9 protein-coding genes are annotated in these 13642 nt (G+C 52.2%); 2 read left to right on the forward strand and 7 right to left on the reverse strand.

All coding sequences use genetic code 11. From position 1 onward, the window contains the following. Positions 1 to 106 precede the first annotated feature (106 nt). From AABA21_RS17395 to AABA21_RS17410, 4 genes are all read right to left on the reverse strand, one after another. Entirely contained in the window at positions 107 to 2209 is a 2103-nt protein-coding gene (locus AABA21_RS17395; RefSeq protein ID WP_338252330.1) for a hypothetical protein, read from the reverse strand. A gap of 81 nt (positions 2210 to 2290) precedes the next feature. After that, the gene (locus AABA21_RS17400) at positions 2291 to 3136 is read right to left on the reverse strand and encodes a ferritin-like domain-containing protein (protein WP_338252331.1); all 846 of its coding nucleotides are present in this window, start codon (positions 3134 to 3136) and stop codon (positions 2291 to 2293) included. 522 nt (positions 3137 to 3658) lie between these two features. Then, a complete protein-coding gene (locus tag AABA21_RS17405) occupies positions 3659 to 5755 on the reverse strand; it encodes a chloride channel protein (protein WP_338252333.1) in 2097 nt (698 codons plus the stop codon). Between the two features lie 252 nt (positions 5756 to 6007). After that, positions 6008 to 7294, reverse strand: a complete 1287-nt coding sequence (locus AABA21_RS17410) for a hypothetical protein (protein WP_338252335.1) — start codon at positions 7292 to 7294, stop codon at positions 6008 to 6010. 486 nt (positions 7295 to 7780) lie between these two features. Here AABA21_RS17410 and AABA21_RS17415 point away from each other — a divergent pair, with 486 nt between their 5' ends. Together AABA21_RS17415 and AABA21_RS17420 are read left to right on the forward strand one after the other, a co-directional pair. Beyond that, the gene (locus AABA21_RS17415; protein WP_338252337.1) at positions 7781 to 8401 is read left to right on the forward strand and encodes a TetR/AcrR family transcriptional regulator; all 621 of its coding nucleotides are present in this window, start codon (positions 7781 to 7783) and stop codon (positions 8399 to 8401) included. Positions 8402 to 8547: 146 nt separating this feature from the next. After that, positions 8548 to 8961, forward strand: coding sequence for a response regulator (locus AABA21_RS17420; RefSeq protein ID WP_338252339.1), 414 nt, complete (start codon positions 8548 to 8550; stop codon positions 8959 to 8961). 36 nt (positions 8962 to 8997) lie between these two features. On the opposite strand, the gene AABA21_RS17425 is transcribed toward AABA21_RS17420, so the two are convergent. The 3 genes from AABA21_RS17425 to AABA21_RS17435 are packed head-to-tail and all read right to left on the reverse strand — an operon-like array spanning position 8998 to position 13147. Then, the gene (locus AABA21_RS17425; RefSeq protein WP_338252341.1) at positions 8998 to 10272 is read right to left on the reverse strand and encodes a sensor histidine kinase; all 1275 of its coding nucleotides are present in this window, start codon (positions 10270 to 10272) and stop codon (positions 8998 to 9000) included. A gap of 41 nt (positions 10273 to 10313) precedes the next feature. Next, positions 10314 to 11483, reverse strand: coding sequence for a sensor histidine kinase (locus AABA21_RS17430; protein WP_338252343.1), 1170 nt, complete (start codon positions 11481 to 11483; stop codon positions 10314 to 10316). Beyond that, the gene (locus AABA21_RS17435) at positions 11480 to 13147 is read right to left on the reverse strand and encodes a PAS domain-containing protein (RefSeq protein WP_338252345.1); all 1668 of its coding nucleotides are present in this window, start codon (positions 13145 to 13147) and stop codon (positions 11480 to 11482) included. Before AABA21_RS17435 ends, AABA21_RS17430 begins: the two co-directional genes overlap by 4 nt. Positions 13148 to 13642 lie beyond the last annotated feature (495 nt).

A 13642-nucleotide genomic window follows, 5' to 3' on the forward strand; every position in this document is an offset into this window, starting at 1 on the left:
GTCAGGTGTTCTTCCTCCTATAAAATGATCGCCTGGCTTACTGGGAGCCAGGCGATCATTTTATAGGAGAAGACTGTCTCCACACTACGCGAGCCAGAGGTGAAAGCTAATAATGGTGCTTTTTGTGGTGTGTCTGAGTACCCTGGCCACCATTCGCGTTTTGATTGCCTGGATTCGTAGCTGGAGCACAGGCAGCGGTGGTTGGCATAGTGGCCGGGGTCGCGCCCGCCACAGGCGTTGTTCCTGCTACCGGCGTCATTCCTGCGACGGGAGTTGTTCCCGCTACTGGCATCGTGCCTCCCGCTGGATTAGCTGGAATGCAGGCTGTGGCGACCGTTCCTAGTGTCGCGGTTCCGGTGATGCCATTGGCGGTCACCGAGCCACAGCCAACCACCATGTTGTTCTGGGCCGGATCGGTCACGGTAAAGAACCAGTTGTTGGGGATAGCCTGTACCCCCTGTAAATTATTGATCACCGTGTTAGCCATGTTCTGGCTATTGCCGTTGGTGTTTTCCCGCTGCGTAAAGATAGGCGTACCTGTGCAGCTGTTGGTCGCCACATTCACGTTGATTAACTGGTTGGGATGGTTAGGATAGGTAATGTTCAATGCAACGGGCGCATTACCAGCAGCCGTGACCAGATTGATGGTTGCTCCGCCGGTCGCGACCTGCTGCACACCACCAGCGCCTGTGTTGCCGTTTCCATTACCAGCATTACCATTTCCGTTAGCCGGAAGCGGTTTGACTGTGATGGTTGCAGCCGTTACCACACCATTGCCATTCGTGGTGAGCGCGATAGGATTCTGAATGTTCAATGCACCGACACAGTTGAGTCCACCGGCACCCAGTGTCGTATTCAGGCGGTTAGCCAGGAAGGTGAACAGGCTATTGGCCGTGGCGCCACCATCAGGCGATGCTACATTCTGGAAGTTCTGCATATCCAGATTTAAGCGTGGCAGCGCGACATTGACGATATTCTGACAATAGGTGGTTGTGCTGGCATCGTTCAGGGTCGCGGCTAGCGTCTGGTCGACACCCGCGCGATAGGCATTGATCTTATTCAGGTTGGGTTGGCCATTGACGAGCACGAAGTCATCCATGGAAGGGATCAGCGCGACAGGAGGCTGCTGCTGAGCGGCGGCCTGCAACTCGTCAGTTGGCATGGTAGCCGTCGGGGTACCTGGATTTACCTGGTCAGGAATGGTAAATGCTGTACAGCCAAGGGCTGGATCAAGGACTTTGGAGACCAGCGCGTTATCACTGGGATTACCCAGCGTGGTTGCGCCTTGTAGTTGGGCCTGGTTGGCCGCGTTCAACTGAGCGATCTGTCCATTGGCCGTAGCAAGATACTGGGTCTGCACATTATCACTCTGATCCATATCAACGATACCAAAATCACGAGTCGAAGGACAGGCCATGCCATCTTTGGCCGTACCTAGCGCTGGGATCGTGATCTTTCCGGCAGCGATCAGCTGATTCGCCGTCTGGAAAAAGTTGACCGCGTTACAATAGGCGAACTGTCCAAAGGAAGAGTTAGCAAGGCCATTCACACAGTTACCCGTGTTCATACCGGGTCCGGCCACCTGCATCTGTCCCTGTTGCACGACATTTTGTGCCTGAGCCTGGGTCTGCTGCTGATTCTGGGCGGCATTGGCATTCGCCTGCTGAGCGGCCGCGTTCGTATTCTGGGTAGCGGCATCGTTGTTCTGGGCAGCCGCCTTAGCATTGTTCTGCAGTGTCAAAACAGTGCCGTTGTCACCAAACCAGATACCCACGATGGCTCCGGCCGGTAGCTGAGGCGCGACTGGCGCTACAGCTGGCTGCGTCCCCTGATCGACAACCACCGGCTCATAGGCAGACATCTGCCCGGTCTGTGGATCCAGGATCACCGCCTGCACAAAGGCCGCCTGATTGATGTTGGCTTCATGGCAGGCACCCTGAGCAGGATTGGTGGCGACGAGTTGATAGGGGGTAGCCAGTCCCTGTGCCGTTAACGGATTAGCGGGGATAATCAACGTACAGTTCATATTGACCCCCGCGGCCGCATGTGACGCCAGGCGCGGTATGATAACAAATACACTGACGCCAATAAGCATGGCAATCACTGTAACCGCGGCTCCGATGAGCATCAAAGGTGAAAAACGTTTCTGCCTGCGTATGCTCGCAGAACTCCTTAACATTTTTGCCGGATCACGTGGTTTTGTCAACATATGTTTTCTAACCTCTTTCGTACCCTGGGCGGCTTATACCCAACAAGCCGCCTTCACTTCATGATCTCTTATCGTCAATCGCTAAAATTTCAGATGCGCTGCCGGTGTAGCGTTAGTAATTGGCGGTGTGGTCGGTGCCGGTGTAATCGTTGTCGTCTGTACCATGGTGGGCATCGTCATGGTTACCCCTGCGCCCCTAGTAAGGACAGCATGGAATTCAAAGGTGTTGTCATTGCGAGGTGAAAGGTATCCCGCCCCCTTGAGAAACGCGGGCGCGGCGGCAACATTCTTGAGTAGCAGCGGTGGAAACGCCTCGTTATCGATCGGCAGCATGGCTCCGATAAGGCGTCCTACGACGCGATGCTCGGACTCAATCGCGGCCAGCTGCGCGGCTACCTGGGCCAGGTCGGGACGCCCCAACATCGCCAGTTCTTTTACCGCGGCCAGGTACGCGGCTACAAAAGCCGATTCCAGTTGCTGTTGCGTCTTGAGAAAGAGCTCAAGATTTTTAAAGGTGTCGCGGCCGAATGGGAAGCTGAAGTTTTTAGCCGCGGACTTTGCTCCCTGCTTGTTCAGAAATAGGAGATGGAGCTGTTCCTCGACCAGGGTGGCTTTGAGGTTGATACGCGTGGCCTCTTTCAATCCCAATTTATCAGCATGGGAAAGGACCTGTGAATAGAAAGTCACAGCCAGGGTTTCGGCCGTTGCCGCAATGTTGAGGATGGCGGTGATGGCCTGAGTATTGGCAACCGGTGTCGCCTGATTAGGAGCGGCAGCATGAGCACCCTGACTGGATTGCTCGCTAAATAAGACGCCTGCTCCAACCGCACCGCCGACAACGGCCAGTCCTGTTACTCCAACAAGGGCGCCTTTCAAGGCGGAACGGCGCGATTGATTGCGGGTTGACATATTCAAACCTGGTTCCATGATTCTTAATCCTTTCTTCACCTGAAGAACTATTACTTTCTGTCACCGAGAACAGAAATGTTCAATACGGTTTGACGACCTGTCTACCGGTCATCATTGCTACATTTAGCGATGCTTTGGATGTTGTCTCCTGGCCCTTGCGCCAGGCCGTGCCAGATCATCATCGCGTGACTTGTAAGAAGCATAACACACCTAAAAGAGCTCTATTATCAGAGAATGCAAATACCTATATTAAAGTACTAATATGGCATTGAGAAAATTTAACCGCTTTAATCTATTTTAGGGGCAATAGTACTAGGTGAAATGAGTACAGTAAAAATATGGTTCTTTAAACGTGAGGGGAATATCACATCCATTATGGGATCGATATAGCGGCGGAGAGAGGACATTATCGATGTGAAGTGAGGAGTGCCGTACTTTCTATAGTACAAAAATGGCGCGCTGATCTATGCCGCTACTTCAGTAGCATAACATATTTCAGCGCACCGATACGGGCGGTTAAGATGTCGTTAACCGGTTCGCTCAGGATACGGCAAGGGCAGGAGTGCGATTAGCCAGATAGCTCTGAAGCAATTCTTCTCCCTGGGGGCTTACCAGGAACGTAACTGTATCACCAACCTGAATCACGCTGCTTCCACGCGGGAAGATTAATTCGCCATTGCGCCGGATCGATACAATCAAACACTCAGAAGGGATCCGCGCGTCGCGCAGCCTTTTGTTTACCAGGGGAGCGTGCTCCTCTATTTTCGCCTCTAACATGACTGTGCCTTCTACCACCCCGCGCATACGGCGCGAGTCCTTGGCCAGGGTCCGCCGATATATCTGCGCGATGCTGGCAGCTGTCAGGATACCCAGAACCTTGCGCGCCGGAGACAGTGGATCACTGTCAACGACAGGAGCCCAGCTTACGCGGGCACTGGTCAATTGCTCCAATGCTTCATCCAGGGTGGCATAGGAATCGAGCGTGACAACATTTGTATTCATAATCTCTTTCAAGGATTTATTGGCACGCTGGTTCTCAGGCAGACGTTGAATATCAGTAACGGTTACAACACCCTGTAAATTGCCATCATGATCAACCACAGGGGCACCGCTGGCCACACCATCGGCCAGCGCCGCTTCGGCATCGGCCGCTGTCTGAGAGGTTGAGAAACACAGCGTTAAGGCGCTCATCGCCTGGTGTACAGATAGGGTTGACAGTAGCGGGAACGACATTTGTAGGCGGTGCGCCGGCGAATCAGCTTTGGTGTTCACCTGGCTGCTATAGATGGTATCTTTCCCAACTAAGATTGATGAGATACTGACCGCGATCATGGCTGGAGCGAGCAGAGAGAGGTTGCCAGTCATCTCAGCAACCATGAGCATAATGGCCAGAGGCGCATGCGCGATACCCCCGAAGAGCGCCATCATCGCCACGATCACAAAAGGTCCAGGAATAGCGGGTACCCCAGGTAGAACGTGATAGCTCAGACGCCATACGGCGGCGCCCAGCATGCCTCCAATCACCATACCCGGACCAAAGATACCGCCAGATCCACCAGATCCAACCGTGAGTCCGGTGGTGAGGATCTTCACAAATGGGAGCAACAGGATGATCCAGATGGGCAGTGAGAGCAGGCCAGTTCCCATGCTAACCTGAACCCAGCCATATCCCATGCCAATCGCCTGCGGAATAACCAGGCCAATCAGACCAACAAGCAAACCACCAATGCCTGGCTTAATCCAGCGGGGCAACGGCAGACGGTGAAATTGATGGGTGAGGCCATAGAAACCACGCGCATAGAGACGACCGATAAGTCCACACAGAATACCAATCACCACATAATAGAGCAACTGTGGTGGCGAGCTAAACGCGAGATCCCTGGGCACCGAAAAGATCGTATGCCAGCCAGAATAAGCGCCAAATATGCTATAGCCAACAATCGAGGCGATCAGCGCGGGCATGATGGCTTCCACCTCAAGATCATCTTTATACAGGATCTCCGCGGCAAGGATAGCACCTCCCAGGGGCGCGCTAAAAATAGCGCCAATACCAGAACCCATACCAGTGGCCAGCGCGATACGCCGATCCTGGGCGTCCAGGTGCAGCACATTAGCCATGATCGAGCCAAAGCCCGCGCTGATCTGGGCGGCTGGCCCTTCACGTCCAGCAGACCCGCCCGTGCCAATGGTAATGGCCGATGCCACCAGCTTGATCAGGGGAATGCGTGCCCTGATCGAGGTGCCTTCATGAAAGGCTTTGATCGCCGCATCCGTACCATGTCCCTCAGCCTCAGGTGCCCAGGTAAATACAATAAAACCGGCCACCAATCCACCCAGGGTCGTAATAACGGGCAACAACCAGGGGCGCGCCGAGCTCCAAAAGGACATGATGGTCGTTGGTCCCTCACCAGCAGGACTAGGCTGTACATAGCCAACCAACCCTTCGACAAACCAGTGGTTGGCATAATGGATCGCGGTATAAAACACGATAGCCCCCAACCCGGCGACGATTCCGATGAGTGTACTTAAGACCAACCACTTTAAAAGATAGCGAGGACTCTCAAAGCTGCGATGCAGACGATTGAAACGAAATAAACGTCGCACCAGGCCGGCATTCCCGGCCGATTCTGAAACCATAAGTTATACTCCAATATATATTCATTCTGATTAAGTAAGCAAGCATTAATCCCATGTTTAATGAATGGTTGCCCACTCATTAAACATGGCAAAAAGGAAACGACCTGATTCATCAAAGGGATATACACGCTACAACCTTAACATCAATCATAGGAGGATTCTTAAATCCTATGTATTAGCTTCTTCCAGGTCGCTGTAATTAGTATACAACATAAATGGGCAATCGGTCAATAAAAATCTGGCAGCACCTGCTCATGGCGTTGTACGGCGCAATATCAGATCGATCACGCCTTGAAAGGTGGGGATCTGCGCGCAAAAGAACAACAAGAACGTCGCGAGCTTGTCAGGCGTGGGCTGGCTGAGCATCGAATAAAACCAGTTCCCAATGCGCGCCCCGATGAGCATGGTCCCAATGGCTGGCGGCACCAATAATATCATCCAGAACATTGTATGCCAGATTGCAAATGTGCAGCAGCTAAAGACGACGCCGCAGATGATATAACAGAACTGTTCTCTCAAACCACACCTGCGACATATTTCAAACACCACCGCTGCCAGGAAGAGCGGTTCTGGTACCCAGAGCGATGGCTCATGCCATGCCACAGAAAGGATGTCGAGTGGGTGAGAAACACCATGGTAGTGCAATAGTACGAGGGTATAAAGATTACGCGTGAGAATAAAGCACGTCCAGCATAGAGGAGCAACCAGGAAAATCCTCAAGCGCCGGTCCATGCAACGCAATAAAGCCAGCGCGGCACCGGCGAAGAAAGCCACCTGCGGAATGAACAGGGGGCAAGTCTGCCTCGTCAGGCCATGATTCAAGTAGATGCGATACATGTGTTGCGCGTCAGGCTCTGTGCGCACAACCGGAAGATTTGCCAGCGCATGCAGTAAATGCGGGGAATAGTTCAGGTAGAAGGGTCCTAACATGGGCGGACACATGAACTCTATCACGAGCACCGCGATTACAATGTTGGTAAACCATGATAGGGGACGGTAGTGCCGGAAGGCGATGCGGCAGGCGGCAAAGCCAAAAATGATGGTAAACCAGCACCATCCCAGCATATCGTGTGGCATGGACCACTGGGTCTCGTCCAGACCAAATGCCGAATGCCAGAAGTTATCTAGTATAATCGTAATACATAACAAGACCAGGCCACTTCCCAGCATGAGAAGGGCTGCTGGAACGCGAAAGGGGACTCGAGGCAGCCGCACAGCGGGACCAAACCAGATACGCAGCGATGGGGTTAGAGCCAGAACCGCCACCAATGCTCCCGTACTGGCAGTGACAACGAAGACAAAGAAGTGGGGAGGTGACCAGAAGGTATCAAAACGCCTGGTCGCGTGCCAGACACGATCCCAGAGCTTTCCGCTGCCGGTTCCGGCAAAGAATAGTACAAATGTAAACCAGAAAAGACCATAGGCCCACTTTACACTCCAGGGTTCATTACGTCTCCTATATGACATTGTGTGCAGAGGCAAGTGAGCATCAAGTTCCTGATTTTCATCAGTAGCGGGCGCGTATGTTAGATCATTCATAGTGTATTGCCTCCTGACATGCCAACTTTGATTGCATCTCTATGGACCACAAAATCAGCAATGCCGATAAAAGCTGACCGTCAAGTCATCGTAAACCTATAAGACAGAGGCCGGTAGCATCAACCATACATGCAGAGAATATGGTGGGGGATGCTCCTCTTCTTTTTATGAATGATCGCCCACCCATAATTTTTCTGAAGAGTCAAAGAGCGCCTGCTTTGTATTGAAGAAAATACTTTGACTTTCTCAGCAAAGTGTGATACACCAGTATAGAAGTTGCGCGCATTGCGCGCCGCGAAGATCCATTTCTTATTCTGTAGCGACGTTAGAAGCGGGCAAACTGTTTTATGCGCCTTGCAAAGGTAGATATTCGACCCGCCATACATGCCGATATCGTTGGCCAATATTTTTACTGACTACCGGCCCATCAATGTGATACGATAAAGGGTACATGAGGAAACAAAAGCGAAAACCAGGGAGGAACTGATGCCAAAGATCGTAGATGAGCAAATGCGAGAGGCCACACGACAGCATATTATCCATGAGGCGGCCCAGGAGTTTGCTCGTCTCGGCTTCGATCAGGCAAATATCAATCTTATTGCGGAGAAAGCTGGCATCGGCAAAGGGACGATCTACCTCTATTTTGAAAATAAACGCGAGCTTTTCCTGGCTATGTTGCGCTTTATCGCCCAGACTCAACTGGCGGCTATCCGCGGTGCTCTGGCCCAGAATGGGGATCTTCAGACGCGCCTGGAACAGCTCTTCCTGGCATTCGTTCGCCTGGCGGAAGAGGAGAGCGACTCCTTTAACGTCTATATGAGCGCCCTGTATGGCGTCAATCGCGCCTTCAGGACGGAGGCCACAAAACTGTTGCGTGACTACGTGGCGGTAATCGCCATGGTACTAGAGGAAGCTCAGGCACATAACGAAATTCACATCGATGATGTTGATACCACAGCACTGATGGTGCTCTCGCTTACAGAGTCCTTTATTCTGTCTGCCCGCGTGCTAGGTCAGTCGCAACAAAACCTGATGGCACAGGCCACGCGCACTGCGCAGTTCATCCTGCAAGGGCTGGGCGCCACCCGCCAGCCAGAAGAAGTGTAAGCAGGACATGACAGTGGCCCCGGGCAACGCCCGGGGCCACTGTCATGTCCTGCTTACACTCTGATTATTTGAAACTTTCCTGGGCGCTTAAAAGTATCACTATAAGAAAGTTTTTCGTCCGCCACCGAATTGCGAGAGTGACAAAGATGCAATACCAGGAAAGTAGTCTAAAAGAAATCAACAATCAGGAGAAAGTCATCTTAGTTGTTGAGGATGATAAACGTATAGGCTATTTACTTAGCGAAACTATTGAAGAGGAAACGCCTTATCACGTTATGCTTGTGCCGGACGGCTTCCAGGCGTTAAAAACTATCCGAACAATAAAGCCGCATCTGTTTCTAGTTGATTATATGCTTCCCTCTATGGATGGCTTGGAGTTGTATGACCAGCTTCATGCTTCAGAAGAATTCAAGCACACGCCTGTTCTTTTTATGAGTGCGACTCCTCCCACACGGGCCCTTCAAGAACGTGGTGGTATCTGCTGCATCAAGAAACCATTTAATCTTGAGGAACTGTTACAGGCAATTGAACGCTGCCTTATAGAAGATAAGGTCTCATAAATCAGCATGGGTAGTCAGGATCATCTGGTGATACAATCATACGATCCTGATTACCCATGCTATGTGTAGCGGGGATGCTTTAGCTACAGAACCTTCTTCCTGAGATAGAGGTAGGATAATGGAAAAGGTGCTGCCTTCTCCCGGGACACTCTGAACCTCCATGTGTCCCCCATGCTGTTCCACAATCGCGCGCGTAATATAGAGTCCCAGACCCAGGCCGGTAAATTCTCCCTCTTGCACATTGCTATTGGGCACACGATAGAATTGTTCATAGATATGTGCGAGGTGTTCAGCGGAGATCCCTGAACCGCAATCAGTTACCGACAGGCAGACCTCTGTTGCCTGTTGCTGCAAGGTGACAGTGATAGGCGTTCCTTTGGGCGAATACTTGCGCGCATTGGAGAGTAAGTTGAGAAACGCCTGCCTGATACGGTTGCTATCAATATTCACATCAAGGGTCTCGTACTGATCCGGACAACAAGGCGTAGCGATATCATTCACCATAAATTCATCCAGCACATTCTGACACAATTTGATCAGGTCATAGGAATCGCGTTGCAGGATAAACTGGCTTGTCTGAATATGAATCGCATCGCGTAGATCCTGGATCAATACTCCCAGATGATCGGCCGAGGCCTCCATTGTCTCAATATCGCGAAGAACCTTGTCGATGGCCCCATGATTTAGCCGCCGATGGGCCAGTTGAAGCAATCCCTTTAAGCTAGTCAGTGGGGTCGCCAGTTCGTGTGCGACCATACTGAGCATGCGATCCTTGGCATCATTGACCGACATGAGCTCCCTGGTGCGTTGCTCAACCTGGCTCTCCAGGGAATGTGCATACTGCTCCAGGGCCTGCTGCTTCTCCTGTACCAGGCGCAATAGCTGACGCGTTTGCAGGGCGCGTCGGACGGACGCTACAAAAAAATCACGATCGATGGGCTTGAGGGTATAATCATACGCGCCTTCCTGCAAGGCTTGCATGGCCAGTTCGTGCTCGCCATGCCCGGTAATCAACAGAACCGGGATCTCGGGCATACTTTCATGCACATTTGCCAGAAGCTGCATCCCATCCATGCCGGGCATCTTGATATCGCTTATCACCGCGTCATAATCTTTAGTCTTGATCAGTGAAAGCGCTTCAAAGGCTGAAATGGATGTGTCCACCTCAATATCACGCATGCGCAGCCGGAACGTGCGGGAAAGGGCGCTTAATGCCGCGCTGTCATCATCCACAAGAAGGATACGCGGCGTACGCCTCTTTTTCGCTTGCTCCATCTCCATTAAAGGAGTGGTCGGACGTGGGCATATCATATTTTGTTCTTCTCTATACTGTTCCACTGTTGTATGTCCTCCTACGGAACGGCTTCCTCGACCTGCTGCAAAAGAGGAAGGTGGATGACGAAGGTGGCCCCTTCCCCCGGATGGTTTTCAAGTACGATGGTTCCTCCACAATCTCGGATAATGCCATAGGTGATAGAGAGGCCCAATCCGGTTCCCTGCCCAACCTCCTTGGTGGTGAAGAAAGGATCAAAAACGCGCCTCTCCAGTTCTGGTAGAATGCCGGTTCCCGTGTCGCTCACACGTATCTCGACGATATCCCCGTTCACCGTACAGCTGATGGTGACGCGTTTCTGTTTACTCTTGACCATAGCATCGCGCGCGTTGGTAAGCAGGTTCAGAAATACCTGCTCCAACTGAATCGCGCTTCCCAGCACTTTGACCTCCTCGGGCGGAAATTTGAGGCACACCTCTATCTGGCGTAAGCGCAGCTGTTCCTGAATGAGCGTCAGGGCCTCGTGCACGACGAAGCCTAGCAAGATCGGTTCTCGGCGCGCTGATGCTGTCCGACCAAACGTGCGCAGGTGGGAAATGATGCTGGTGGCCTTCCCAACCTGCTGCATGGTGTTGCGTAGCTCTTGCAAAAGGTGCTGGGGTTCTGTACTCGCCAGACCCAGTTCGACCATATCAATGGCATTGCCCACAAACAGATTAATGCCGTTCAACGGATTATTCAGCTCATGGGCCACGCCGGTCGTCAATTCACCCAGCGTGGCGAGTTTTCCAGCCTGCACTAGCTGCTCGTGCTTTTCACGCAACTCCTGCTCCTGACGTTTGATCTCTTCGGTAGTCTCCTTCAGGTCAGTCATAATATGGATCATCGCCTTACGACTTTCCTCCAGACGCAGGTTAGAATGATGGGAGTCCTGCAGAATATGCAGGAGCGTGCGTCGCGAATTATCCAGGCGCACCGTCTGCTGAGCCATACCACGACGGTCCCGCTCATAATCAGCCAGGATGTGAAGCATGGCTTTGCGTTGATCTGATAGCTGCTTATTGAGCTTATTCAAACCATGCAAGATATGGATCAGGGCACGCCGCCTCTCTTCGCTCCTCACGATGCGCGTCTCAAGCGTCTGATGGTACTCTAACTGACGCTGGTATTCCCGTTCCAACCACCGGCGGTCATGTATCTTATCGCCGGCCTCCATCAGCACTGCATCAGACGGGTCGGAAGTGGTCATTGTTTAATTCCTTGCTCTCGATTATCTACCTGCAGCAAAAGGTTCTCAATACGCTTTTCAAGGGCGATCATCTTGAGTTCACGGCCAACCACTACCTCTTCAAACTTTTCCAGGTCTAGAATCTTTTCCTGCAATTCCGCTTTTGACTCCTGAAGATCCTGTAGCACCTTTTCATAAGCACGCATGTCACGCAGGATACCAATGGCTCCAATCACGCGTCCATCGGTATCGCGCAAGGCGGAGGCATTCAGCGTGGTGGGGATCACCTCACCGGAGGCGCTGCGGGGATTGAGGCGCGCATTACGCGTGACGCCACGAGCAATAACCTCGCGTAAGGCGGCCAGAAACTCTCGCGTCTCTTCTGGACCAATGAAGCGTGAGAGCGATTGCTCCAGCACTTCATCAGGACGGAAGCCGAGCAGTTCATAGACCGCGTCATTGGCCTGCAGAATCTTGCCTTCCAGATCCGAGACAAACACCGGATCCGGCGCGTTCTTAATCAGGCTATCGGAATACGCGAGGGCCTTATCCAGTTCGCGCATGTCACGCAGGATACCAATGGCTCCAATCGCGCGTCCATCGGCGTCGCGCAGAGCCGAGGCGTTCAGACTGGTGGGGATGATCTCGCCTGAGGCGCTGCGAGGATTGAGGCGCGTATTGCGCGTGACGCCGCGCTCAATGACTTCACGTAGGGCGGCGGTAAACTCTCTGGTCTCCTCCGGACTGATGAAGCGCGAGAGCGATTGCTCCAGCACCTCGTCGGTACGAAATCCCAGCAGTTCATAGACCGCGTCGTTGGCCGAAAGGATCTTGCCTTCCAGATCCGAGACAAATACGGGGTCCGGCGCGTTCTTAATCAGGCTATCGGCATAGGCCAGGGCTTTATCCAGTTCGCGCATGTCACGTAAGATACCGATGGCGCCGATGACATGTCCATCACTGTTACGCAGAGCCGAGGCGTTCAGACTGGTGGGAATGATCTCGCCTGAAGCACTACGGGGATTGAGGCGCGCATTACGTGTGACACCACGCTCAATAACTTCACGTAGAGCGGCGGTAAACTCTCTGGTCTCCTCCGGGCTGATGAAGCGCGAGAGCGATTGCTCCAGCACCTCGTCAGTGCGAAATCCCAGCAGTTCATAGACCGCGTCGTTGGCCGAAAGGATCTTGCCTTCCAGATCCGAGACAAATACGGGGTCCGGCGCGTTCTTAATCAGACTATCGGCATAGGCCAGGGCTTTATCCAGTTCGCGCATGTCACGTAAGATACCGATGGCGCCAATGGCGTGACCATCGGCATTGCGCAAAGCCGAGGCGTTCAGACTGGTGGGAATGATCTCGCCTGAGGCGCTGCGGGGATTGAGGCGCGTATTACGTGTGACACCACGCTCAATGACTTCACGTAGAGCGGCGGTAAACTCTCTGGTCTCCTCCGGACTGATGAAGCGCGAGAGCGATTGCTCCAGCACCTCGTCAGTACGAAATCCCAGCAGTTCATAGACCGCGTCGTTGGCCGAAAGGATCTTGCCTTCCAGATCCGAGACAAATACGGGGTCCGGCGCGTTCTTGATGATGATATCAGCGTCAAGCGATCCATGCGATTTTACCGGGTAATGCCTTGTTGAAGAGGGATTCGCTGCGGTTGCGGGCATATAATCGGACATACGGGCCTCCACTTTATATCAAAGCGACATGCAAGCGGCAATGTTCTTTATAATAAAACATCTTCTAACTAGCAGGCGACTATACGAGTGACGCTATACTAATCTGCTCATACTGCGAATAGCCCCGCGGCTATCGCCATATGCTCATCGATAAATAGGAGAGATCAACACATAGATCATATTATAATGTCTATACGAATGTCAATCAAAATAAGATTAATTGTAGATCTCTAATCAACAATCTGATGCATATTTAATATATACAATTTTAATCATTTTATTATTAGTAAACCTATTGTCGAAGAAGCATATCACCTACAAACGATAGCTTTTTGACGGCGTTTTCCCGGCAGCAGGCCAGAATCGACATCACTACTCAGAATGTGTCTTATCCTCATCATTATCGCCTTCGACCTGCATGTGTTTTCGCACCTACGGTGCTCAACCTCCCATAGTATGGTGCATAGTATACGTGTCATTTCATGACGCCTTTCG

Source organism: Dictyobacter halimunensis, from assembly GCF_036245075.1.

Coding starts and splice junctions, on each gene's coding strand:
- AABA21_RS17395 (WP_338252330.1), bottom strand. CDS start 2,209: ATGTTGACAAAACCACGTGATCCGGCAAAAATGTTAAGGAGTTCTGCG.
- AABA21_RS17420 (WP_338252339.1), top strand. CDS start 8,548: ATGCAATACCAGGAAAGTAGTCTAAAAGAAATCAACAATCAGGAGAAA.
- AABA21_RS17435 (WP_338252345.1), bottom strand. CDS start 13,147: ATGTCCGATTATATGCCCGCAACCGCAGCGAATCCCTCTTCAACAAGG.
- AABA21_RS17415 (WP_338252337.1), top strand. CDS start 7,781: ATGCCAAAGATCGTAGATGAGCAAATGCGAGAGGCCACACGACAGCAT.
- AABA21_RS17410 (WP_338252335.1), bottom strand. CDS start 7,294: ATGAATGATCTAACATACGCGCCCGCTACTGATGAAAATCAGGAACTT.
- AABA21_RS17400 (WP_338252331.1), bottom strand. CDS start 3,136: ATGGAACCAGGTTTGAATATGTCAACCCGCAATCAATCGCGCCGTTCC.
- AABA21_RS17425 (WP_338252341.1), bottom strand. CDS start 10,272: ATGATATGCCCACGTCCGACCACTCCTTTAATGGAGATGGAGCAAGCG.
- AABA21_RS17430 (WP_338252343.1), bottom strand. CDS start 11,483: ATGACCACTTCCGACCCGTCTGATGCAGTGCTGATGGAGGCCGGCGAT.
- AABA21_RS17405 (WP_338252333.1), bottom strand. CDS start 5,755: ATGGTTTCAGAATCGGCCGGGAATGCCGGCCTGGTGCGACGTTTATTT.